Consider the following 22,713-nt stretch of genomic DNA (forward strand, 5'->3'; position numbering starts at 1 on the left):
CTTTTGTTTGCAAAAGTAGATACACATCATCGCCACTCGTTTGTAGTCCCACAAATATTTTTGCAAAAACATCTTTGACTTTTAAAGGTTGTTGGTTGAGTTTTTCCAGCACCGTCAAAATCTCATTATTGGAGAGATTCCATTTGTCGCTTCCTAGTTTTTCGTAGCCGATGGTATCGTATTTAAAATCATCAGAAATATCTTTTGGGCTGATAGATTTAAACTTGAGTTGTTCGTTTCCATGGGAAAGTGTGATGATACATGTATAGGTTGACGCATCTTCAAAGACCATCTCACTGCCAAAATGGAGCAAACTTTCAACCGCTTTATTCTCCGCCAAAAAGCCTCTTAGTCCACTTCCAAAATCTGAAATCAAAAACTTATGAGGCAAGATATAGCTTAGCTTTCCTGTTGGTTTTAACATGCCAAAACTCATCTCTAAAAAGAGTGCGTAAATGTCATAGTTTCCCGTTGCGCTTTGGTATTTTGCTTCGTAGAGTTTCGCTTCATCTTCGTAGTTGCTTTTAAGTCCTTGCACGCGCACATACGGTGGATTGCCAATCACTACATCAAAGCTATTTTCAGGAAATGGCATGTCTAATAGTGAGTTGGCGCATTTGATTTTATCTGCCAGTTTTGTCAGCTCCCTGCCCTTTTGGGCGGTGCGGAGCCAGAGGCTGAGTTTGGCTATCTCTACGGCATCTTCGTTGATGTCCACGCCGTAGAGGTTGTTTTCTAGTACAGAAGCTTCGATGTCATAGTACGCGGTGATGTCGCCCATGATGGTGAGTTTTTCTTGGAGTTCTTTGTGTTCTTTGATGAGGTACTCTAGGGCTTGGGTGAGGAACGCGCCGCTTCCGCACGCGGGGTCAAGCACCTTTACATGTAAGAGCCACTCTTTGTAGTGTTGTAGGGCTTCTTTGGTTTTGGCTTCTTCTTTGGTGGGGCGTTTGCTGTTTTTGGGTGGGGTGACGTGCTTTACATGTAAGGCTTCTTTTTTCTCTTCGCATAGTGCGCCTAGCGTGTTTTGGACGATGTACTTGGTGATGTATTCGGGCGTGTAGAAAACGCCGTCTTTTTTGCGTTTTGATTTGGTTTTGTCAAAGTCGGTGTGCTCGATGTTGGCTTGGATTTCTTCTAGGTCGGTGAGGCTTTGTTCAAAGATATGTCCCAAGATATTGACACTCACATCACTGGCAAAATCATAGCTACTGAGCTTTTGGGCTTCCATGTCTAGGGCATTGTCGCTAATAACCAAAGAGTCCAACTGCTCATCTTTGGCAAAAAGTCCGCCGTTGTATTTTGGAATTTTAAGCCTAGCATTGCCTTCATTGATAGCATCAAAGTAGTTTTTGTACATGTCGTAAAGCACAAAATTAGTAAATTTTTGATTTTTAAACTCGGTGATGATTTCGTTGATAGTGTTGGGTGCTAAAAGCCCTCTGTCTTCGGCAAAGAGAATGAACACAATGCGGTCACAGAGCTTTTGCGTGAGGCGCAAAAGGTGGCTTGGGTCGAGGTCTGGGTTGTGGTGGCGAATGTCGCCAAACAAGTGGGCGCGAAAGGCGCTAAAGTCTTTGTAGAGGGCTTTTGAGATGTGCTGTTCAAAGTGTGCGGATTTTTCTTTGAGCTGGAGGGGTAGATGGGTGCGGATGCTCTCAAAGCTTAAGAGCAAATGGAGTTTTTTAAACCCTTCGTAGTTTAAGTCAAACAGTTTAAACACTTCGTATTCGGTTTTTTTGTCAATATAAAAGCGCAACTCGTCAAAATTTGAGAGGATGATGTAGCGCGAATGGCTGTGCGAGTTGTGGTAATTAAAGGCTTGGGGTTCGATGGCATCGAGGTTTTTGGTCTTTTGGTCTTTGAGTTCTATCACTCCGATGACTTTACCGTCTGCGTAGATCACGCCATCGGCTTTTTTGCCGTCGGTTTCGTTTTTTTTCTCACGCTCTAGGGTGAAGTTTTCGGGGCTGGAGGTTTTGAGGGTGTAGCCAAGGCAGTTTTCAAAGATGTCTTTTAAAAAGCCGTCTTGATACTCTTCTTCTTTGAAGTGTTTAATGTGGTCAACTTTGGCCAAAAACGCTTGGAACTTTGCCCACGCAAGGGCGACGTTGCCCTCATCTTGGGAAACACTTTTTAATACCGAGGGCGTAAAAATGCTCATCATCCATCTCGCTTTACATGTAAGGGTTTTTGGATTATAGCAACCTTTACATGTAAAGCCTCTTTGGGCGGGTGTTCTCTTTTTTGTTGCGAAGGTTGCGGGTTAGAAGAGTTCAAGGTCGTCATTTTCGTGAATCACCACCCTGTTTCTCCCCTCTTTTTTTGCAATGTAAAGTGCGTCATCGGCCATGGAGTAAAAGCCATCTTCGTTGACATTAATCTCAGAAAAATCTACATGTAACAACCCAAGGGAGATGGTAATGTATTTGGAGACTTCTGAGGCGGAGTGGGGTATTTTTAAATCTTCAATCTTTTTTCTTATCGACTCTGCAAATTCCAATGATTTTTCCCTGCCTTCTCTTGAGAAGATGATGCCAAACTCCTCTCCTCCAAGCCTAAAAGCAAAATCCCCTCCCCTTTGGAGTGCGCTTTTAAGGGCATTGGCGACATTTATCAGGGCAGTGTCGCCAGCCTTGTGTCCATTTGAATCATTGTATTTTTTAAAATAGTCAATATCTAAAATGATAAAAGAGAGCGTGCTGTTTTCTCTTTTTGCTCGGTTAATCTCTCTTGTCAAAATTTCATTAAAATGCCTTCTGTTGTACAGTAAGGTCAGCGGGTCAGTAACTGCTAGTTTTTCAAAAACTTTTTTTTGCGTTATGTCATATCTGACGATAACTTCACCAATCTCCTTGCCATCATCATCCAAAATGGGCATCACGCTGTTTTGGTACCAGCGCTCTTTCCCATCCACTGTTCTCTCTTGGAGTTCGCCCTCAAGAGACTCTTTGTTGATGAGGGCGTCTTTTACTTTTTTGACAAATTCGTTGGGTAGTTTATGTTGATTTTGTTTCATGCGTGATTATAACACAGGCAAATTATAAATTATGCCAGTTGTATTTGGTTTGCTAAATATGATGTGCCTTACATGTAAGAGTTTTCACGCCCTTGTGCGTCTTTTGCGCAAGCTGATGTTGTTCAACAGTTTCACCGCAAAGAGTGTTAGTGCCGTTCCGATGACGAGTGAGAGGCTGATGGATTCGCCTAGGAAAAGGATGCTGAGGCTAATGGCGGCGAAGGGGACGAGGAAGATAAAGGAGCTTACTTCTCTAGCGCCCAAGCGTTCGATGCCGAGGAAATAGATAGTGTTGGCAAAGGTTGAAGCGCCAAAGGCGATGAAGAGCATATTGAGCCAAAAAATCCCATCATAGGTAGAAAAATCAAGGGCGTCCACATCCACAAAAAACGCCCAAGCCACTGCCGTGGTGATGACGTACATGTAAAAGGTAAAAACGATGGGCGAAATCTTGGTCGCCTTGGAGCTGAGGATAGTCACCACGGGCCACAGTAGCGAAGCGATGAGAAAGTAAAGATTATGCACCGCGCCAAGTTGCGCCATGTCAAAATGCCACACATCCAGCATCGTCAGTACGCCAAGGGCGCCTAAAATGAGGGCGAAAAGGTCTTTTTTGGTGATGGTGCGCACCCGCAAAAGTGCCAAGAGGAGAAAGGTGTTGATGGGGATGAGCGAGGTGACCATCGCCCCGCCAAGGGACGCAGTGCCGTACTTGGTGCCTAGAAAAAAGTAGTTCATGTAGGCGATGAGCGCAAGCGACGTGAGCACCACAAGGCCAAAGCTTCTTAGGTCGATGGCAAAAGATTTTTTCAAAAAAAGGATGATGGGCACCATACTAAGCGCGGTGATAAAGTAGCGAAAAAAGACCACATCGTACGCGCCGATGTACCCGCTTAAGACTTTGATGTTTACCCACGACCCGCCCCAACAAAGCATGGCAAGAAAGAGCATGGCGTAGAGGCTGTTTTTTTGTTCCATAAAAGCGTCCTTGTGTGTTTGGGCGCAGTTTAGCGCGAAAAATGCGAAGGGTATAGAATAAAATTGCGCTTGTTTAAAAGTTCTTTGGGCGCGTAGCCGTACATCCTGCGAAAACTGCGGATGAAGTGGGACTGGTCGCTAAACCCCGCCTCCACGCTCGCTTGTGCCAAAGAGCGTCCGCCAAGGGTGAGCTCTTTAGCGCGCGAGACCCGCTCCATGATGATGTACTGGTGGGGCGTGAGTCCCGTGTCTTTGGCAAACACCCGCAAAAAATGGTACTTGCTGAGGTGCGTTTGAGTCGAGAGGTCGTCTAAAGAGAGCTCTTCGCTTAAGTTCTCTTGGATGTAGGCTTTAGCCGTATGTACGGCGGTTTTGTCCCCAAGGTCGGGCACTTTCGTTCTGTTGACATGGGCGTAAGTGCGGATGAGGTACGAAAGGGCGCGGATGAGTTTGGTTTCGCTCTCCATGGGTGCTTCGTAAGCGTACACGCTGTGAAAAAACGTTTTAAGTAGCGTGTATAAGTGCGCATCCTGCACGATGTGTTGGGCAAACAATGGCAGTTTTCGCTCTCCGTAAAGTTGCGCATACATATCGATGAGTAACTCTGCTTGAGGGTAGAAGTTGGTGTATTGCCATGCGTAGGAGTCACCGCAATGTACCTCTTGGGGGTTAATGATGCGCGTTGAGTAAGCGTAAGCATCACAAGATGTGCGCTCTTTAGTGGACTTAAATAGCCCTGCGTGCGTAAGCCCGATGGTGTAGGTGTTATGAAAATGGCGCGTAAAAGCGCCGTTGGAGTCGGTGATGTTTTCAAAAACCGTGTTGTGAAGAAGTGAAGGCATCATGGGGCGCATTATAGCGCAATCTTGCCCTTGCTAATAGAACAAAATTGCGCTTACATGTAAGGGTTTTTGTCGCCCTAGGCTTCCCACGTGCCGCGAAGTGGTTCGCTGTAGTTGGGCACATCGTCGTAGCTAAAAATAGCAAAATACTTGGAAATTTGCGCCGTGCCAAAGGTGTCGTACGTGTAGTTGTCTTTACCCGCGTAAAGCTTGTCCCCGTCGGAAGGGTTGGTCGGGGGATGGAAGCGATTGCGCACCACATAAACGCCTACAAATCCTTCTTCCTTGGGGTTTGTCCATGTGAGCTTAATCTTGCCGCCTTCGTTGGAAACTTTGAGGTCGGTGGCCATGGGTGGCGGGCTTTTGCGGCGCGGGATGTACTCTACGGTGAGGGTGACATTTTCATCCCACGTGACAAGGTGGTTTTTGACGATAGCAGAAGTAGGCTTGATGATAAATTTGCTTTTTTGCCCCTTTTGGTGCATTTCTTCTAGAGATTGTAACGAGTAGCTGTCAAAGATAAAATGGTGGCATTTGTTCTTTTGCAAGTCGGCTCGGCTCACTTCATAACCGATAAACTCGATGCGCTCTCGAACTTTGATGTTCTCGCAACTCAGCTCTTCGATGTCCACAAACTCCACGTTGTAGCGGATGTCCTCTTTACTGCGTGTCCGGTTGCGACTTTTGATGCTAATGTACGCTCCTGTGATGACGGTTTGGTCGGGCGCGGGAAGCGTGTCGAGGCTAAATTCCATGTAGCCGTAGATTTTTTGATTTTCCTTGTCAAATCCACAAGAGAGTTGATGATTTTTTGTGTAGTCTAGGCTCACTGTGGCAATGGCATTTACGGGAATCTGAAGGGACTGGCTTGGCAAGGTGTATTTGATGAACAGGTTAGGACGGTAGTGAATCCCACCGCCAAAATTTCCATACCCCAAGTCAAACATCATCATCTGCGAATCCCGCCCCAAAGGGAGCTTGGTAGGCCCGCTGATTTTGAGTAAAAGGGCGTTGTGGGTTTGGAGTTGGGTTTCTAGCAAGCGACGTTCGTATTCGTTAAATTTCCAATGGCTCCAGATGCCTTGGGTGAGTGTTTCTGAGGGCATCGTGGTGCCGATGGTTTGAATCACGGTGCTTTGGCTGATGTGGTCAAAGTCAGTGATGTCTCCAACGCTCTCGCGGTCGATGAGCGAAACCGACCACTCGCCAAATTTTTCTATCTTGGCATTGACGCGGTTAAGGGGGTAAAGAGAAAGGTACGCCTCTTTGATGATGGCATTTTGCGGCAAAGTATCAAGCTTAAAATCAATCACCCCGTAGCTAATGCCCTTGGTTTCGTTGATGCCGATAAAAAGCGAATTGCGTCCAAAATGGGCACGGTTTTGCTCTTTGGTAAATTCTGCCGTGTAGCCCACGTCGCTAGGAGTGGGGAAAATGGTGCGGTGAAATTCTGTGGAATCAAGCAAGGTTTGCACCCGCATTTTGGGGGCAAAAGCCGACTTGACGCCCGTGATGTTGTCCACCGCGCGAATGTAGTAAAAATAATTCGTCCCACTGGAGAGTTCAATGTCCGTAAAATGGTGGTTTTTAGTCACCCCGACAAGGGAGCTTTCATTGCAGGCTTCTTTGTTTTCGGTGTTGCGAAAAAGTTGAAAATAGATATCTTTTTTACAGGGGTATTCCCACGCCAGCGTGACTTCTTGGGAAGTTTTGTGCTGAAGCAAAAAATTCTCAGGCCGCCTTGGCGCGTTGGTGGAGTAGTTGTGCGCCTCGCTTAGGGCGTAAAGGAGCGCGGGGATGTTTTCGTGAATGCTCTCGCGCATGTTTTGCATAAAATCAGGAATATTGCGCGTGCCTACTTCTACTACCGTAGCGATGATGCCTTTGTTGTAGTAGTACTCTCGCCCACTCCCGCTAATGAGTTTTTTGGGCGGTTTTCCCCGGTGAATGCCGTATTTTCGCCCTGTTGCTTTGCGGATGTGGTAGTTCATATTTGCGCATAGGGTGTTGAGGTCTGTGCCTTCGATTTCGGCTTCGTGGTTGAACTTGTGGGCAGGAAAAAAGACGTTTCCCTGAGAGTGATAATCAAGGGCGATGGTGATGTTTTCATGGGCGTCTACAAAGGCTTTGATGGCCTGCGTTTCGGGCTCTGAAAAGGGTGCGGGGCCACTGTAGACGTTAGAGGAAGTGTCGGAGACTTTTTGAAATCCCACGCTAAAGTTGCGGTTCAAATCCACACCAAAAGTCCCATCTCCGTTGTTACGGCGGTTTTTGCGCCAAAAGGAGAAGTGCTTGCGGCTGTACTCAAACCCATCGGGGTTAAGACAGGGTACGATGTAAAGGGTGTTTTTGGTGAGCACTTCTAAGACCATGGGGTTGGTGTCGTAGTGGCCTAGTAAGTACTCAATGAAACTCACCCCCAACTCGTTGCCTATCCACTCTCTGGCGTGAATAGTGCCCGTGTAAAGCAAGGCGGGTTTTAAATCCGCATGCTCTACATGTAAAGTAATTTTAGCCAAGATAATGTCGCGATTTTCCCAGGTTTTACCCAAGGATTCTAGGGAGATTAAGCTAGGATAGCGTCGTACACATTCTTTTAAAAATTCACAGGTTTGTTCGTAAGATCGGTACTGTTTTTTCATTAAGTTTAGGTTAGCCTTTCTGGTGCCACTCTTCCCAAAGGGTAAGAATTTTCTTTTGTATTTTAGTGGTTAATCCCTTAATGTGTTCAAGAGAGGTGCCGCCTTGGTTTAAGGCCTCGGCCACTGCTTCGGGGCTACCGTACATTTCTAAAATACGGTCAAATTTTTTCTCCCCTACCCCTTCGATGGAGGTGAGCAATTTTTTGAGAGCTTTTTTACCCAGTATTTTTTTGAATTGTGCGGGCGATTCTTGTGCCTCGTCACTTGGCGTTATCGGCGTCATGACAACTTCCGTAGAGCGCACAGGTTTGAGGGCAAATTTACCTTGATAATTCCACGTTTGGCTTGGCCACTCCTGCGTTCCCGTTTCGAGGGTGTTTTCCATCGCGTAGTGCTCATCAAGCGCATGCAGATAATACTCGCCGTCTACTAAGACTTTTTTCTTTTTGCCAAAATATCCTCCATCATAACTTGGGCTATACGCCCCAAAGGTGATATGGCGCATGGTGCGAAGCAAAGATTTGTTGATTTTGCTAAGCTCTTCCCAGTTGTAAACAGGAATGTGAGGCTTAGGGAAACGCCCGTCGCTAAATTTCCACATCAAATACTGTCCAATCCAATCACGGATGTAAGGAAAAGCCGCAAAAGCTGTGGCACACTCAAGGATGCGCACTTTCCCGTCTTTCCCGTAAGCCACATCACATGCCCAGTATTCTGCCTTGGCCGCTTTGCTGACGCGCACGGCCAAATCAAGGACTTTTTTGGGCACGTCGTGGTAATCCATCGAACCTCCTTGGGAAGTGTTGGTGAGCCATTTTCCCTCAGGCGGACGACGCCAAAAGGCACACACGGGCTTGTGGCCGATGAGCATGACGCGAATGTCTGCTTCCATGGGGATGAAATCTTGGATGTACATGGGGTAGTATTTTTTGGCTTTAAAAAGCGCTGTTGCCTCATTAAAGCTGTCTACTTTGTGGACAAAATAGCCACCATAATTAGAAGGGCCGTAGGATTTTTTGATGATTTTAGGGTAGTGGGCTTTTTTCAAAAATGCCTCACCCTCTTCGGGGTTGTAAAAGATGCGGGTTTTAGGCACAGGGATTTTGTACTTCCATGCAAAACGCGTGACGTTTTCTTTGGATTTGTTGGAAAACTGCGTATCCAAGGAGGGCACAAACCGCACATGAGGCAGGGCAAGGCTGATGTCTCGAAAGGTTTCGTAGGCGGTAGCGGGCACATTGCCGATAAGCACGTCGATTTTTTTGCGTTTAATCTCCGCAATGAGACGCGCCTTGTCATTTCCCCAATGGTACGTCACTTTTTCGATTTTATCGGGCCAGCCTTTGAAATTTGAGGTATCAAAAAACTGTAAAACATAATCCAAATACAAAAGCCCAAGCGTTGGTAATTTACTGTTGCGTGCCATGCGTTTTCCTAGTGTTGTGTTTTTTTGTCGATAAGTTCAGCGATGAGTTCAATTTTTTTGCCATTAAAATCCAACCCCACTTTTTCTTGCTCGGGAGTGGCAAAAGCAGGGATGCCATTAACTTCTAGCACCACGTACTCTTCTTTTTTGCGGTCATAGATGATGTCTACCCCTGCAATTTCAAGCCCCGTAATTTTAGCGGCTTTTAGTGCCAGTTCGATTACGGCAGGTTCGGGCTCGCGCAAAAAGACGCTCCCGCCACTGCTAATGTTGGTGCGCCAGTCGCTCCCGCCCGCCTTTCGTCCGTAGCATCCTATGAAGGTGTTGTCCACGATGTCCACGCGGTAATCGGTCTTGTCATAGTCAATAAATTTTTCCACGTAAAAAAAGCGCAAATCCATTTGATTTAGAAAGGGCATCAGCATGTCCAAACTGGCTTCGTTTTCAATCTTGGTAAGCCCCACCCCACCCCAGCCGTCGGTGGGTTTGTAGACCATCTTGTCCCATTTTTTGAGGATTTTTGACAAAAAACGCCCATCGTCGCGATGGCAAAGCCTATAATCAGCGGTCAAAACCCCGTGGTTGCGCAACAAAAAAGAGGTTTGAAATTTGTCTTCAGTGAGTTCAAAGGCTTCGTAATTGTTAATAGTGGGCATGATGCGATTGAGCGCTTTGTAGAGAAACATTTGATACTGTGTTTGCTCCCCTGCATTATAGGAAAAAAAGAGGTCAAGTTTGTTCATTTTGACCGCTTTTCCTTTGCCGTTATCGCTGTTACAGTAAATGGTGCCGTTTTTTGCAACAGCGTTGCGCAGATTGAGTCCTGTGATAGTTTCAATTCCCCGTTCTTTGAGCTGTTTGACCAATTTTTTCTGAATGGCTTCGCCGCCGCTGTTTTGGTAAAGCCACATGCCAATGGTGCGCGTTTTCATTTGAACTCCTGATGTTCTTGGTGCCATGCGAGGATGTGACTCATCATGGTGATGCGTTGGTTAAAGCTTGATTTTAGCGCCCGTTCGTGTACCGTATGGTCTCCGTCCCCAAAAGGCCCCATGCCATCCAGTGTCACCACGCCGCAAGAAGCCACGTGGTTCGCATCGCTCACGCCTCCGCGTTTTTCGGTGGGGATAGGATGTTGACAAAGGGTTTCGAGGGTTTGGATAAAGGCGGCTTGCGCAGCATTTGGCTCCATCACGTCACGTTGAATGAGCCCTTTACATGTAGCGCTTGTCCCTGGCACAAAGGCATGGTTGGTGATCTCCTCTAGGGCGTGGAGCAAGCGCTGTTTTTCTTTTTCGTTGGCAAAGCGGATTTCAAGGAGCATCTCGCAATGGGGACTGATGGTGTTGGCGCCAACGCCTCCTTGGATAGTGCCTACATTGACCGTAGTGCCTTCCTCTAGGTTCGTAAGGGCGGTGAGGGCTTGGAGTTTGTAAGCGGCTTCTAGGTTGGCGTTAATGCCCTCAGTGTAACGCACCCCTGCGTGGGCGGCTTTGCCTTTTACATGTAAGGTGTATGTTCCCACCCCTTTTCTGCCTGTGACCACTTCGAGGTTTTTACCCGCCGCTTCAAACACAAAGCAATAATCATAGCTCTTAGCCAACTCCAAAGTTAAAGCCTTACTATCATCACTACCTGTTTCTTCATCGCTCACGAGGAAAAAATCCACATTATAAAGCGTTCCAAAACGCTTGTGGGTTTCTCGCAAGGCTTCAAGAGCGACGATATTGCCCCCTTTCATGTCACAAACTCCTGGGCCATAGACCCACGCTTCATCGTGGCTAAAGGTTTCAAAGGTTTCTGGCGCAAAGACCGTGTCGTTGTGGCCCAAAAGCAAGATTTTTGCCCCCTCTTTATGGGGGGTTTGAAACAAGAGATGGTTTCCTAGGGTTTCTCTTGTAAAGGTGGTCACGCTAAATCCCAAAGGGACAAGCCACGCTTGCATCTGTTGGCCTACCTTGTCTACACCTGCTTTATTTTTGGTGTAAGAGTTGATGCAGCATAGGGTTTCTAGGTCTTGAAGGTAGTGCATGAGGAACCCTTGTGTGGCAAATTAAGGGTTCATTATAGCTTTATCTGGTTAAAAAGAATAACTATTTGTGTTTAAAAAACCTACAAGAAATTGTGCTTTACATGTAACGCAGTTTGTAGCCCATTCCTCCTTGGGAGAGCAGTGTCTCTGAGGGGAGTTTTTTGCGCAAGCGTTTGACGAGTGCGCGGACGTTTTCGAGGCTCGTAAGCTCCCCTTCCCAGACGTAACACTCAATCATTTCAAAGGTAATGATTTTATCCAAATGTTTTGCCATGAGATTAAGCAGTAGAATCTCTTTTTTGGCCAGCTTGACTTCTTCATTATTTTCGTATAAAAGCTGCGCGTGGGTGTCGAAAAAAACAGTCTCCGAAAAATGCAATTTCGTGTGCGTGGGTTTACATAATTTGTCTACTTTGAAAACCAACTCATCCACATAGAAGGGCTTTTTGAGGTATTCGTCGCACCCATCGCAGTAGGCTTCTTTGATGGTTTCAAGGTCAATGTTGGCACTGATGATAATGGCAGGTGTTTGGCTGTCTAGGAAACGAATTTCTTTAAGGAGCGTGAGTCCATCGATTCCAGGGACATTGATGTCTAAAATGAAGCAGTCGTAGCCGTTATCAATGGCTTCTAGGGCTTTTTTACCATCACTAAATGCGTCTACTTGGTAGCGCGACTGATCAAGGGCTTCAATGATGAGATCGCTTAGGCGCTCATTGTCTTCAAGGAGGAGTATTTTCATAGGGCAATTTTAACCATTTGACGTATTTTTTGCAAGATGAATGCTGATTTTGGCACCTTTGTCTGTGTTGCTTGCTAGAATGCGTCCTTGCATTTTATCTTCAATGATGAGTTTGGCCATGTAAAGCCCAAAGCCATCACCATGTTCTTTGGTGCTGTAAAAAGGGTCAAATACGTGGGGCAGGCTTTCAGGGTCCATGCCGCCCCCATCATCTTCAATCCCCAGAATAGCATTGTGGGCGGTTTGTGAGAGAGTGATAGTGATTTGCCCTGCTTTTTTTCCTGCAATGCGTTGTTTGATGATGGCATCTTTGGCGTTATTGATGATGTTGAGAAGGGTTTGTTTAAATTCATTGGGGTAGCCGTAGGTTTGGAGTGCTATGTCTTCGTCTTTACATGTAAAGATTGAGGTGATGTAGTTGTATTTGAGTGTGTGGTTTAAAATCTTTAAAATATCCTCGATAGCATCCTTGACACAAAAAACTACAGGCTTTGTTGAGGGCTTGATAAACGCGCGAAAATCGTCAATGGTTTGGGTCATATAAGAGACTTGTTCCATGATTTCCATTGAAAACGCCTTGGCCTCTTCTTGGGTGATGGCGTGTTTTTTGCGGGCATAAACAAGAGATTGAGCGATGGCAGAAATTTCAATGAGAGGTGTTTTCCATTGGTGGGCGATGGAGGCGAGCATTTCGCCTACTTCGGACTGTTTGGAACGCTGTAAGACAAACTGCTCATGGCGCTTGTACTCTAGTTCGATTTTTCGTTTTTCGGTAACGTCAGTCATGATGGTAACAACACCGCGTTCAAAGCGCTTTCGGCGTATCATGAGGTCGCGTTTTTTGCCATCAATATCCACATAGGAGAGCTCAATGTCTGTTTTGAAACTCCCCTCTTCTTCGCGCATAAAATCTTTGAGGTTTGGCATGATTTGAGTGATATGGTGGCCGATAAGCTCTTTTTTTGGCTTGTTAAGCAAAGTACACAAAGCGCGGTTGCATCCGAGCAAAATCCCCTCATGAGAACGCCAAAAAATGGCACTTTGTATGGTGTTGAGCAAAACGCTATCAAGCTCATTTTGGGCACGCATTTGTTCTTCTAGAACAGTTTTTTTATAAAGCCCAAACAAAAGCGCTATAGTAAAGAAAAGCAACAAAGGCGAGAGAGTAAATACGCTGTTGACAAGCTCTCTGTTGCGCTCAAGAAATCCAAGGGGCATGTTGATGATAATAGAATTTTTAGGCAGCGCTTCTGTAAGTAAAGCGTGTTTTGTCAGCATATTCATGTCAAACATAGGTTGGGCTTGAGGCGTGGTGATGGGGATATCCATAGGAGAGATACCGCCTAGTATCTCAAGGGCTTTTTTGGCCGCTTCGCTGCCTTGGGTAAAGGGGTCCACCATAATGCCTCCAACAACTCCCTCATCCAGATGAATGGACGTTAAAGCAAAAATGGGAAGTTGCGTCTCTTTAAAAAAACTTTTCAACTTTGCATAAGGGACGTAAATCTCTCGGGTGTCGCGGTAAAGACTTGTGAAAAGCACAGCAGAGCGCACTGGAAGTTGTGCAAGTTTTTGAGGCAAGGTTTCGAGCAAAATGTCGTTATCGTAAATGATTTCAAAGCGCTCAAGGTATTTTTCTTTGGCTTGAAAAATCTGTTCCTTGATGCGTCGCGAAGAGTAAGCCTTGTCGCTAATGATGTAGACTTTTTGGAGGTTTGGCACTAGAGCGTCAATGAGCTCAAAAGTCTTGTCTACTTCTTTATACTCAACTATGCCTGTTGTTTTGTAGGTTGCTTGATGAATTTGAAGTTGCATGGGGTCAAAATTTTCAACACCGCAAAAAACAATGGGCGTATTGGGAAAAAGAGTGCTCCCGTGTTCTAGGGCAAACTCAAAAGCAAAGTTATCGGCCACAATGACGACCTCATAGCGTCTGCCTGTAAATTTCTTGCGGTAGAGTTCGAGTACGGTTTGAAAATATTCGGGCGAATCAATTTTTTTGCTGTCCATGTACTCTGTGGTGATTTCGTATTCTGGGTAGTCTTTAAAAACACTCTCAACCCCCAAAGAGATGCCATCGGTCCATTTTAATCCCTTGTTGTAGGATTGAAGCAAAAGAATTTCTTTGTCATAAGAGGCCCAAAGTAAAGAGGCGAAACAAAACACCAAAAGCACTACGATGCGCATTAGTGTTGTCCGTTTTTGGTGAGTTGTTTGAGCTCGTTAATGAGCTCTTTTTGGCGCATGTACATGTAGCGCAATAGGTACGCATCATAGGGGTCTTTTAGGGTTAGAAGGACAACGATTTTTGTCAAAAGGTCTTTGAGCGGGCGTTGGGAAACAACTTTGCCTGTGGCACGGATTTCTATAAACCCTTCCTCTGTGGTAGGGTCGGGAAGTTTGAAAGTAATGATGCTGGTTTGATTTTGAGCCAAAGAGACAACATTTTGGCGGCTAGTAAACGCAATGGATTTTAAAGAAACATCAAGCATGTCTCCTTGGACTTGTACGCGCCCTTGTTTGAGGTAAACAGGATTTCTAAAACTCGGTTGCACGCGGGTATATTCGCGACTGTTGGTGCTGTCTGGCAAAAAATAGAAAGAATCAGCAATGAGGTACTTTTCTTCAAAATTAATAAATTTTGCACTGCCGTGGATGTCAAAAGGGAGCTCGGCGCTTAAAATAACCGCCTTTTTTGATTCAGAGGCTGTGTAAGCTTGGAGGGTTTGGCACTCAAAATAAACCATTTTGTCTTTGATTTTTATGACTTTTGAAGCGGTGTTGATGCATAGCCCTTTGTAAATATTTTGAAGTTTTAGCGGTGTTTTATTTACCATAAAAGTGTAAAAAGTACGCAAAATACGTTGGGGTTCTTTTAGTGATTCTCCACAAGAAGGAAAAATGCTAATATCGCGCTGTGTTAAATCCCTCTCTTCAAGTGCTCTGCGTGCCATGGAATCAAGTAGAGTCTCTACCTGTGGGAGCGCTTCTTTGACTCCGTGCCACACATGCGCGCTTAGTGTAAAAATTTCAAGAGATGGGATGTTTTTACAGGTTGCGTAAAAGTTTTCAATGTTTGCCTTGATGCTTTCAACACTGTGCTCTTCAAAAGCAAGGACATACGCACTCTCTTCCCATTGGGCGAAAAGGCGTATTTTTTCATGAAAGGAAGAAAGCTTTTCTTTTAGCGCATGGATTGCTCCTTGGTATTCTGCTTCCATGAGTTTTTTTTGAAGTTCGGCGCTATTGTCAATAGTAAGAAGAATAAGGCTCAACTGTCCCGTTTCTTTTTCTTCAAGGCGACTTTTTAGCCACGTTTGTGCTTCTTTTTTTGTATTTGAAGGGGTGATGCAAGAGGAGGAGCTTTTTTTCTCATAAGGAAAAAAGAGCATGTACGTCTCTTTGGCATCCTTAAATCCGTGACAAAAGGCATTCCATGATTGATTGTTGGAGTCCGCAAGCACTTGAAAAGGCTCAACAGGAAAATCTTCAATCTGAAAGTTCTCCTCTCCTAGAAATTCCCTAGCAGCATCACTGGCATACAAAGGTGTTTTGTCGGTGTAGCACACAAGCGGAAGGTGACGCCAAAGAGTAAGTCCAAGTTCGTACATTTCTTTACGTTGGATTTCTGTGAGTAAATGCTGGTGGATTTTTTTGAGGGTTTGTACGTATATTTCAGGGGTTTCAAAAGGAAACAATATTTCTTTTATGCCTACATGTAAAGCATATTTATAAAGGATGACTTGATGCAGCTCCTTGGCAGCAAGAAGGTACAGATGTGCCCCTTTGTGGCGCTTAAGCAATAAGGCTAAAATGCCTAGTTTTTCCTTGGTAATGCTATCAAGCTCCATAAGGTACACTTGTGCTTTTGGAAAAGAAGTAGCCTCATTAGCACATAAAGAGGTGATGTTGAAGAGCGCAGTTTCTTCTTTGAGTAGAGGCGCAAGCGTGTTGGTGCTGAAATAAAGATGGCAAAGTGTGTAAAGTTTGGCTGTCATTGTCTTCTCCAAAACCATCCCACTCCAAACCCAAACAAGTGGGCGTACCACGCAATGTTCATCCCTAAAAGTAGCGGCGCGAAGGAGATGAGCAGTAATGCCACAACCAATCCTTTTCGGCTATAAGGGTCATGCCTAGCAATCCATCCAATAAGCACGGAAATAGCACCTGAAGCCCCTACTAAAACGTGATTAAGTTCGAGTGTATACAAAAAGAAGAAACTCAATAGCGATGTTAAAATCCCACCTAATAAATAAAGAGCAAGAAAAGACCTACCCCCAATGGTGCGCTCCAAGAGAGTGCCAAACTGAAATAGCACTACCATATTCATGGCAAGATGTGTTAATCCCCCGTGCATAAACATGCTTGTAAAGGGTTGCCAAAGAAACAAGCCGTCAAAAAAGAGGCGATTGAGGCCAAAGTAAGCATGAGAATAAGGAATAAAAGATTGCAAAAGAAAGCAAGCAATGTTGGCGACAATGAGCGCAAGAACACTGTTCATTCCTCTCCTTTTGTTGCTTCGTGTGGCTATGATAATACAAAGAACCTAATAAATACCAAAAATATTACCAAAATACCTCAAAAAGTTCTCTCTAAACATCTTTGTACTACAATAACTTTCATTTGAGCCTCCGGCGCAAAAATAGCAAATTTAACAACACCAAGGGTGTGCAGGATTTGTGTCTAAAGACGCCTTATGTTGACGTAGCTTTTGGGGCTTTGCTTCAAAAGAGCGTGTTTTGAGCTCTTTGAGAATGTGATTAAACAAGAGGATTTACATGTACTACTTGCAAATTGAAGGACGTTACCCGCTTCATGGCGAAGTCGCCATTTCTGGCGCAAAAAATGCTGCCCTCCCCCTTTTGGCTTCCACCTTGCTTTGCGCTACGCCCGTGAGGTTAAATAACGTTCCAAAGGTAGCAGATGTGCAAACCTTTATGAAACTCTTGGAACATTTGGGTGCTTCGTGTACCTTTGAAAACAACCAAGCTACCATCGATGCCTCAACTGTCAATTCCACGTGTGCTAACTATGACATTGTTCGCAAAATGCGCGCCTCTATTTTGACACTCGGGCCATTGTTGGCGCGTTTTGGTCAGTGTGAAGTCTCTTTGCCAGGAGGGTGTGCCATTGGTCAGCGGCCTATTGATTTGCACCTTAAAGCCCTTGAGCAAATGGGTGCAGTGATTGAGATTAAACAAGGCTATGTAGTGGCTACGGCCCTTGAGGGGCTAAAAGGTTCTACGATAGTGTTTGATAAAGTGACAGTAACAGGCAGTGAAAACATTATCATGGCAGCAGCCCTAGCCCACGGTAACTCTACCCTTGTGAATGTTGCCCAAGAGCCAGAAGTAGTGCAACTGTGTGAAGTTTTAATGGCGGCGGGCGTGCCTATTGAGGGGGTGGGAAGCAATGAGCTTCACATTCAAGGCTCTGGCCAAACACTTTTGTCTTTTCCTGAAATTTGTGTCATTCCTGACCGCATTGAGGCAGGGACTTATTTGTGTGCAGGAGCCATCACCAATAGCCCCATTACGTTGACTCACGTCCGCCCTGACCACTTGCGTGCTCTCACGCGCAAGCTTTTAAAAATGGGCTTTGGCATCAATGAAACAAAGAACAGTGTTTCTCTTGTGCCTGCAAAGACAATTGCAAGTGTGGATATTGAAACCACGGAATACCCCGGCTTCCCCACCGACATGCAAGCCCAGTTTATGGCTCTTGTCACACAAGCCAAGGGCACAAGCGTGATTGACGAGCGGTTGTTTGAAAACCGTTTTATGCATGTGAGTGAACTTACTCGCATGGGGGCGCAGATTCGGCTCAAAGGCCACAGTGCCACCGTGCAAGGGGAGTGTTCCTTGACGGGCGCGGATGTGATGGCGACGGATTTGCGTGCAAGCTCAGCTTTAGTATTAGCAGCCCTTGTTGCCCAAGGAACCACGCGGATTCATCGTATCTATCATCTTGATCGGGGTTATGAAGACCTTGAGGGAAAACTGGCTAAATTGGGTGCGAAAATTACCCGACTGAGCGAATAAGGAAAGATAATGGAATTAGGATTGTACGAAGCACGTGATACGCTACTCTCTTTGGTGTGCCCTTTAAAACAAACGACGTTTGTGCCCTTGAATTTGGCCCTTGGGCGTGTTACCTCCGAGGCTATTGTGTGCCAAAAAAACCTTCCTTCTTTTAACAATGCTGCCTTGGATGGGTTTGCATTTGCGCACCACGAACATGCGCAGACTCTACGCATTAAGGCCACCATTTATGCAGGAAGAGCGCAAGTGCCGATTCTTGAAAAAGATGAGTGTTATAAGATTATGACAGGAGCAAAGGTGCCAGAAGATGCCGACACTATCGTCGCATTTGAAGATGCCTTGAAATATGATGAGGCAACCGTTACCCTGCCCCCTTTGGTCAAAAAAGGCAATGCGTTTCGCGTCAAGGGAGAGGAACAAGCCAAAGGAAACGTGCTTATAGAGGCGGGTACGACCCTTTCCCCTTCTCACATTGCTATGCTTGCGGCTCAGGGTATTACTCAGGTGCCTGTAGTGGTCCGACCGCGCGTGGCAGTTGTCTCCACGGGTGATGAACTTAAAGAACCATGGGAGCAAAGTGGAGAAGATGAGATTCACAATTGCAACTCTTATGCCCTTGTGGCGCTGTTGCAAAGTGCAGGATTTGAGGCAGATTATTCGGGGGTTATTCCAGATTCTCTTGAAGCATCTAAGCACTTTATTGGCGGGTTAAAAATCTATGACGCAGTTATTTCTAGTGGCGGTATCAGCGCAGGAGAAGCAGACTTTGTGCGAGAGGGTTTGGAAGCCAATGGCTTTGAAGCCGCGTTCCATGGCATTAATATCAAGCCTGGTCGCCCAACCATGGTGGGGCGCATGGGAAAAACCCTTGTAATCTCGTTGCCCGGAAATCCTATGGCTGCTTTCTTAAATGGTTTTTTATTGGCTTTGCCTGCACTTAAAAAACTCTCTGGCATGGGCACGGTTACCCCGCCATTTTTGCGTGCTACGAATGCTTTGGCCTTTACATGTAAAGGGGGGCGCAATGAGTTGGTGCTTGGGCGAATCGAGGCGGGTGTATTTACCGTAACGCGCAGCAACAAATACGGCTCAGGTATGCTTACGCCTCTTCTGGAGAGTAATGCGGTGCTTGTAAGCGAGGCTTCCCAAAAGCACTTTGATGCAGGATGCGAGGTTTGGTGTGTTTTACTCCCCTAATCTCTTGACAAGCGAGGGTGAATTTGCTAAAATCTCACTCTCATTTTTGCGGGAATAGCTCAGTGGTAGAGCACAACCTTGCCAAGGTTGGGGTCGCGAGTTCGAACCTCGTTTCCCGCTCCATTTTTTTTCTCTTTTTCCTCCCCTTTTTATTAATCGCCAAGCCATTAAAAATTGCTTCTGAGTATTGTGTAGAAGGAGAGCATTTGTTGCTTTCTCACATCTCCCCTTCTCTTGAAGCCGTGCCTTTAATGCGCTTGCCCAGCAGTTCCACCTTTCAAATTCCTTTTTTGCGTCTCGAAGCCCTTTTAACAGAGCACAACGTGACAAGTGTTGACCAATCGGGCGGTATTGTGACATTACGTCGCCATTGTGATATTACGCATGATATTGATTTTTTGAAACACAGTGTGCAACAAGCCTTTGAAGAAGCCTACGGGGTGATTAGCATCAAAGCTATCACTCTTGTGCCCCAATCTGTTTTGCCCTCAGATTTTAAAGAATACACCCTCGTGCAAACGCGTCTTTCTGATGCCAATGTGCGCAACGCCCAAGGCACCTTTTCTGCTATTTTTGCAGACGGACAAGGGTTGCGCCGCACGCTCTATTTTCGGTTTCATGTTGAGGCAACTTTGACAGGCTTTAAAGCGAAACATAATCTCCCAAACGGTAAAATCCTAACCCTTAGTGACATTGAGTCTGTGCGATTTGCGCTCGAATCGCTCCCCTCCATGCCCCTGCAAGAGGTAAAACCAGATACATTGGTTGTCAAACAATACGTGCGCGAGAATACCTTGCTTTTGGAGCGTCAATTTGATGCAAAATTGCTCGTGCAACGGCGAAGTTCCGTAGAGGCCCTAATGCAAGATGGCGCACTTGCCATTGGTGTGCGTGCCCAAGCGCTTGAGGGTGGCAACAAAGGCGACACCATTCGCATTCGCACAAACGAAGGGAAAGTTTTTCAAGCGCGCATCCTTTCTAAAAACAAGGTGATAATTAAAGAATGAAACGACTAATTGTAGGCATTAGCGGTGCAAGTGGAGTGACATTAGGAAAGCGTTTTGTGGAACTTCTTCCCAAGGACGTGCAAGTGTACGTGATTCTCTCTGAGCACGCCAAGGTGGTTTTTAAGCGCGAAGAAGGCGTGCATTTGCTGGATGACCAAGACATTGGTGGAGTGAGTGCCTCGGGCTCCTTTCAAAACGATGGCATGATTGTTGTGCCTTGTAGTATGAATAGCCTTGCTAAGATTGCTTGCGGAATTGCTGACACCCTGTTGACCCGCACGGCTTCGGTGATGCTCAAAGAAAAACGCCCTCTTGTCCTTGCGCCAAGGGAGATGCCTTTTGGAACGATAGCTCTTGAAAACATGCACAAACTCTCTGCTTTGGGTGTTGTTATCGCCCCGCCGGTGCTTGGGTATTATGCGAAACCTGAGTCTTTGGAGATGATGGAAGATTTTTTGATTGGCAAGTGGTTTGATTTGTTGGGTATTCCCCATGCACTATACCAAAGGTGGCAAGGGTGAATTTGATCACAAAAGCGGTCTATCCTGGCACCTTTGACCCCATCACCAATGGCCATATGGACATCATCCGACGTGCCAAAAGCGTGTTTGAGGAAGTGACTGTAGCAGTGGCCATTTCCCAGGAAAAACGCCCCATGTTTGACATCGAGGCGCGCGTGGCTATGGTAAAAGCGGCCACAAGGGGAATGAAGGGTGTACATGTAATGCCCTTTGATACCCTTTTGGTGGAGTTTGCTAAAGAGATTGGGTCTCGGATGATTATTCGTGGGCTTCGGGCGGTGAGTGATTTTGAATACGAACTGCAAATTGGATACGCTAATGCTTCGCTGTGGAAGGAAGTGGAAACCATGTACCTCATGCCAAGTCTTCAAAACGCGTTTATCAGCTCTTCCATTGTGCGCTCTATCTTAAAACATAAGGGCGATGTGAGCCATTTGGTTCCCCCTGAAAATGCAGCTTTTTTAAAGGATAGTATCTATGTATGTGATCTTTGAAGGGGTAGATACATCGGGAAAGTCGACCCAGATTGCGCGCCTCAAAACCCGTTTACCTCAAGCTATCATCACCAAAGAACCAGGTGGGACGAACTTAGGCATAGAGATTCGTCGCATGGTCTTGGAAAAAACCGAACCTGTGGATGAAACGGCAGAAATGTTTTTGTTTTTAGCCGACCGCGCGCAGCATTACCGCAATGTTGTTGCGGCACATGCGGACAAGCTTGTCATCAGCGACCGCGGCTTTGTCTCAGGGATGGCGTATGCGATGGCCAATCAAAAAAGCCTTGATTTACCCTTGCTGTTAACCCTTAATCGTCTTGCCCTTGGGGGGAATTTTGCCGATAAGATTGTCTTTTTTAAAACCAACGAAGCCTTGATTTTAGAACGTCTTGGGCAAAAGCATCACGATAGCATCGAAGCGCGCGGCGTTGAGTATTTGTTACATGTACAATATCTCATGGAAGAGATTTTAAAACGCCTTGAACTTCCTGTGTGCACCGTTGATGCGGGATGGAGTGAGGAAAAGATTGAACAAACCATTGAAGGATTTCTTATATGATAACTGCATTGCGCGGGATGAAAGATACCCTAAGTCCAGAAAACAGTGTGTACGCCTTTGTGATTAACGAATGCGTGCGCTTGGCAAAAAATTACGGGTTTGAGTTGATTGAAACACCGATTTTAGAAGAAACCGCCTTGTTTAAACGTAGCGTGGGTGAGAGTAGCGACATTGTGGGCAAAGAGATGTACCAATTTACCGACAAAGGCGACAACGACGTGTGCATGCGCCCTGAGGGCACTGCTGGTGTAGTGCGCGCCTTTGTGCAGCACAAGATGGACAAAGCAGGCGGCGTGAAACGCTTTTTTTACCACGGCCCTATGTACCGCTATGAGCGCCCCCAAAAAGGAAGACTGCGCCAGTTTCACCAATTTGGCGTAGAATCTTTTGGGGAATCAGACGTCAAAGAAGACGCGTCGGTGATTTTGCTTTTAGCAGAAATCCTTCGCGCCCTTGGCATCAAAGCAACCCTAAAGCTCAACTCCCTAGGGTGCCCTACATGTATGCCACCTTATCGGGAAAAACTCATCGCTTTTTTGGACGCCCAAGAGGGCTTGTGTGAGGATTGCTTGCGCCGTAAAAACACCAATCCTATTCGTGTGTTAGACTGTAAAAACGCACATTGCCAAACCCTTTTGGCTACAGCACCGCGCATTACGAACCATTTGTGCGTTACATGTAACGAGGAATTTAGTGCGTTGCAAGCCTTACTAAAGGGCTTTAACCTCCCTTTTGAGGTGGACAGCTCTTTGGTGCGTGGACTTGATTATTACTCCAAAACAGCCTTTGAGTTTGTGAGCGATGAAATCGGGGCGCAAAGTTCCATCGCTGGGGGTGGACGGTACGACCGCTTGGTGGAATTTTTAGACGGCAAGCCCACGCCTGGCATCGGGTTTGCTATGGGGATTGAGCGGCTTTTGGAGCTTGTGGTGATGCCAGAGGCGTCTCGTGAAGGAATTTATCTTGGCGCCTTGTGCGAAGAGGCAATTGGTCCTGTTTATGCACTGGCTATCCAAAAACGCGCCAGTGAAAAAGTAATGGTGGAGTATCAAGCCAAAAGCCTCAAAGCCCACTTAAAACTTGCGGATAAAAAAGAAGCTGTTATCTTTGCGTGCATGGGCGAAGATGAATTAAAAGAGGGTGTGGTGTGGGTTAAAAACCTTATCACAAAAACAGAAACACGTATTCCACTAAAGGATTTTTAGGTATG

19 protein-coding genes and 1 tRNA gene are annotated in these 22,713 nt (G+C 45.9%); 8 read left to right on the forward strand and 12 right to left on the reverse strand.

The features are described 5' to 3' along the window. The 12 genes from JWV37_RS07290 to JWV37_RS07345 all read right to left on the reverse strand — a co-directional run. Window positions 1-2,167, reverse strand: a 2,167-nt coding sequence (locus tag JWV37_RS07290; protein WP_205459131.1) for an Eco57I restriction-modification methylase domain-containing protein, incomplete at its 3' end; no start/stop codon positions are given. 99 nt (window positions 2,168-2,266) lie between these two features. After that, on the reverse strand, window positions 2,267-3,019 hold the full coding sequence (locus JWV37_RS07295) for a GGDEF domain-containing protein (RefSeq protein WP_205459132.1): 753 nt from the start codon (window positions 3,017-3,019) through the stop codon (window positions 2,267-2,269). A gap of 84 nt (window positions 3,020-3,103) precedes the next feature. Beyond that, a complete protein-coding gene (locus JWV37_RS07300) occupies window positions 3,104-3,997 on the reverse strand; it encodes a DMT family transporter (RefSeq protein ID WP_205459133.1) in 894 nt (297 codons plus the stop codon). A 29-nt stretch (window positions 3,998-4,026) separates the two neighbouring features. Beyond that, the gene (locus JWV37_RS07305; protein ID WP_205459134.1) at window positions 4,027-4,842 is read right to left on the reverse strand and encodes an AraC family transcriptional regulator; all 816 of its coding nucleotides are present in this window, start codon (window positions 4,840-4,842) and stop codon (window positions 4,027-4,029) included. 74 nt (window positions 4,843-4,916) lie between these two features. Then, window positions 4,917-7,481 (reverse strand): M14 family zinc carboxypeptidase, encoded by a 2,565-nt coding sequence (locus JWV37_RS07310; RefSeq protein WP_205459135.1) that lies wholly within the window; start codon window positions 7,479-7,481, stop codon window positions 4,917-4,919. 10 nt (window positions 7,482-7,491) lie between these two features. Beyond that, window positions 7,492-8,907: an ATP-grasp domain-containing protein gene (locus JWV37_RS07315; protein WP_205459136.1), complete on the reverse strand. Its 1,416-nt coding sequence runs from the start codon at window positions 8,905-8,907 to the stop codon at window positions 7,492-7,494. Window positions 8,908-8,915: 8 nt separating this feature from the next. Further along, complete coding sequence (locus tag JWV37_RS07320; protein ID WP_205459137.1) at window positions 8,916-9,839, reverse strand: ATP-grasp domain-containing protein; 924 nt, start codon at window positions 9,837-9,839, stop codon at window positions 8,916-8,918. After that, complete coding sequence (locus JWV37_RS07325) at window positions 9,836-10,939, reverse strand: M20 family metallopeptidase (protein WP_205459138.1); 1,104 nt, start codon at window positions 10,937-10,939, stop codon at window positions 9,836-9,838. The genes JWV37_RS07320 and JWV37_RS07325 overlap by 4 nt, the downstream gene beginning before the upstream one ends. A 97-nt stretch (window positions 10,940-11,036) precedes the next feature. Then, window positions 11,037-11,681 carry a response regulator transcription factor gene (locus JWV37_RS07330; RefSeq protein ID WP_205459139.1) on the reverse strand — a complete coding sequence of 215 codons (645 nt, stop codon included), beginning with the start codon at window positions 11,679-11,681 and terminating at the stop codon, window positions 11,037-11,039. 9 nt (window positions 11,682-11,690) lie between these two features. Beyond that, window positions 11,691-13,868, reverse strand: coding sequence for a sensor histidine kinase (locus JWV37_RS07335; protein ID WP_205459140.1), 2,178 nt, complete (start codon window positions 13,866-13,868; stop codon window positions 11,691-11,693). Further along, complete coding sequence (locus JWV37_RS07340; RefSeq protein ID WP_205459141.1) at window positions 13,868-15,679, reverse strand: PilZ domain-containing protein; 1,812 nt, start codon at window positions 15,677-15,679, stop codon at window positions 13,868-13,870. The genes JWV37_RS07335 and JWV37_RS07340 overlap by 1 nt, the downstream gene beginning before the upstream one ends. Next, window positions 15,676-16,182 carry a rhomboid family intramembrane serine protease gene (locus JWV37_RS07345; protein WP_205459142.1) on the reverse strand — a complete coding sequence of 169 codons (507 nt, stop codon included), beginning with the start codon at window positions 16,180-16,182 and terminating at the stop codon, window positions 15,676-15,678. Before JWV37_RS07345 ends, JWV37_RS07340 begins: the two co-directional genes overlap by 4 nt. 277 nt (window positions 16,183-16,459) lie before the next feature. Between JWV37_RS07345 and murA the strand changes: the two genes are divergently transcribed. The 8 genes from murA (at window position 16,460) to hisS (ending at window position 22,708) form a co-directional block, all read left to right on the forward strand. Continuing rightward, window positions 16,460-17,722 carry a UDP-N-acetylglucosamine 1-carboxyvinyltransferase gene (gene murA, locus JWV37_RS07350; RefSeq protein WP_205459143.1) on the forward strand — a complete coding sequence of 421 codons (1,263 nt, stop codon included), beginning with the start codon at window positions 16,460-16,462 and terminating at the stop codon, window positions 17,720-17,722. 9 nt (window positions 17,723-17,731) lie between these two features. Further along, window positions 17,732-18,919 carry a molybdopterin molybdotransferase MoeA gene (locus JWV37_RS07355; protein ID WP_205459144.1) on the forward strand — a complete coding sequence of 396 codons (1,188 nt, stop codon included), beginning with the start codon at window positions 17,732-17,734 and terminating at the stop codon, window positions 18,917-18,919. Window positions 18,920-18,967: 48 nt separating this feature from the next. Next, window positions 18,968-19,042 (forward strand) — tRNA-Gly (locus tag JWV37_RS07360). Between the two features lie 83 nt (window positions 19,043-19,125). Next, entirely contained in the window at window positions 19,126-19,926 is an 801-nt protein-coding gene (gene flgA, locus JWV37_RS07365) for a flagellar basal body P-ring formation chaperone FlgA (RefSeq protein ID WP_205459145.1), read from the forward strand. Further along, window positions 19,923-20,447, forward strand: a complete 525-nt coding sequence (locus JWV37_RS07370) for a UbiX family flavin prenyltransferase (protein WP_205459146.1) — start codon at window positions 19,923-19,925, stop codon at window positions 20,445-20,447. The genes flgA and JWV37_RS07370 overlap by 4 nt, the downstream gene beginning before the upstream one ends. 5 nt (window positions 20,448-20,452) lie before the next feature. Further along, window positions 20,453-20,941 carry a pantetheine-phosphate adenylyltransferase gene (gene coaD / locus JWV37_RS07375; RefSeq protein ID WP_205459180.1) on the forward strand — a complete coding sequence of 163 codons (489 nt, stop codon included), beginning with the start codon at window positions 20,453-20,455 and terminating at the stop codon, window positions 20,939-20,941. Next, complete coding sequence (gene tmk, locus JWV37_RS07380) at window positions 20,925-21,503, forward strand: dTMP kinase (RefSeq protein ID WP_205459147.1); 579 nt, start codon at window positions 20,925-20,927, stop codon at window positions 21,501-21,503. The genes coaD and tmk overlap by 17 nt, the downstream gene beginning before the upstream one ends. Continuing rightward, entirely contained in the window at window positions 21,500-22,708 is a 1,209-nt protein-coding gene (hisS, locus tag JWV37_RS07385; RefSeq protein WP_205459148.1) for a histidine--tRNA ligase, read from the forward strand. Before tmk ends, hisS begins: the two co-directional genes overlap by 4 nt. The last annotated feature ends 5 nt before the right edge of the window (window positions 22,709-22,713 follow it).

The sequence above is a fragment of the Sulfurospirillum tamanense genome (genome assembly GCF_016937535.1).
Taxonomy (GTDB): Bacteria; Campylobacterota; Campylobacteria; order Campylobacterales; family Campylobacteraceae; genus Sulfurospirillum_B; species Sulfurospirillum_B tamanense.

What these genes read in the sequence shown, in the direction of transcription:
- JWV37_RS07340 (WP_205459141.1), bottom strand. Translation starts at nt 15,679, where the DNA reads ATGACAGCCAAACTTTACACACTTTGCCATCTTTATTTCAGCACCAAC.
- JWV37_RS07355 (WP_205459144.1), top strand. Translation starts at nt 17,732, where the DNA reads ATGGAATTAGGATTGTACGAAGCACGTGATACGCTACTCTCTTTGGTG.
- murA (WP_205459143.1), top strand. Translation starts at nt 16,460, where the DNA reads ATGTACTACTTGCAAATTGAAGGACGTTACCCGCTTCATGGCGAAGTC.
- JWV37_RS07320 (WP_205459137.1), bottom strand. Translation starts at nt 9,839, where the DNA reads ATGAAAACGCGCACCATTGGCATGTGGCTTTACCAAAACAGCGGCGGC.
- JWV37_RS07300 (WP_205459133.1), bottom strand. Translation starts at nt 3,997, where the DNA reads ATGGAACAAAAAAACAGCCTCTACGCCATGCTCTTTCTTGCCATGCTT.
- JWV37_RS07370 (WP_205459146.1), top strand. Translation starts at nt 19,923, where the DNA reads ATGAAACGACTAATTGTAGGCATTAGCGGTGCAAGTGGAGTGACATTA.
- JWV37_RS07305 (WP_205459134.1), bottom strand. Translation starts at nt 4,842, where the DNA reads ATGATGCCTTCACTTCTTCACAACACGGTTTTTGAAAACATCACCGAC.
- hisS (WP_205459148.1), top strand. Translation starts at nt 21,500, where the DNA reads ATGATAACTGCATTGCGCGGGATGAAAGATACCCTAAGTCCAGAAAAC.
- JWV37_RS07295 (WP_205459132.1), bottom strand. Translation starts at nt 3,019, where the DNA reads ATGAAACAAAATCAACATAAACTACCCAACGAATTTGTCAAAAAAGTA.
- JWV37_RS07335 (WP_205459140.1), bottom strand. Translation starts at nt 13,868, where the DNA reads ATGCGCATCGTAGTGCTTTTGGTGTTTTGTTTCGCCTCTTTACTTTGG.
- JWV37_RS07330 (WP_205459139.1), bottom strand. Translation starts at nt 11,681, where the DNA reads ATGAAAATACTCCTCCTTGAAGACAATGAGCGCCTAAGCGATCTCATC.
- JWV37_RS07325 (WP_205459138.1), bottom strand. Translation starts at nt 10,939, where the DNA reads ATGCACTACCTTCAAGACCTAGAAACCCTATGCTGCATCAACTCTTAC.
- JWV37_RS07345 (WP_205459142.1), bottom strand. Translation starts at nt 16,182, where the DNA reads ATGAACAGTGTTCTTGCGCTCATTGTCGCCAACATTGCTTGCTTTCTT.
- tmk (WP_205459147.1), top strand. Translation starts at nt 20,925, where the DNA reads ATGTATGTGATCTTTGAAGGGGTAGATACATCGGGAAAGTCGACCCAG.
- JWV37_RS07315 (WP_205459136.1), bottom strand. Translation starts at nt 8,907, where the DNA reads ATGGCACGCAACAGTAAATTACCAACGCTTGGGCTTTTGTATTTGGAT.
- JWV37_RS07310 (WP_205459135.1), bottom strand. Translation starts at nt 7,481, where the DNA reads ATGAAAAAACAGTACCGATCTTACGAACAAACCTGTGAATTTTTAAAA.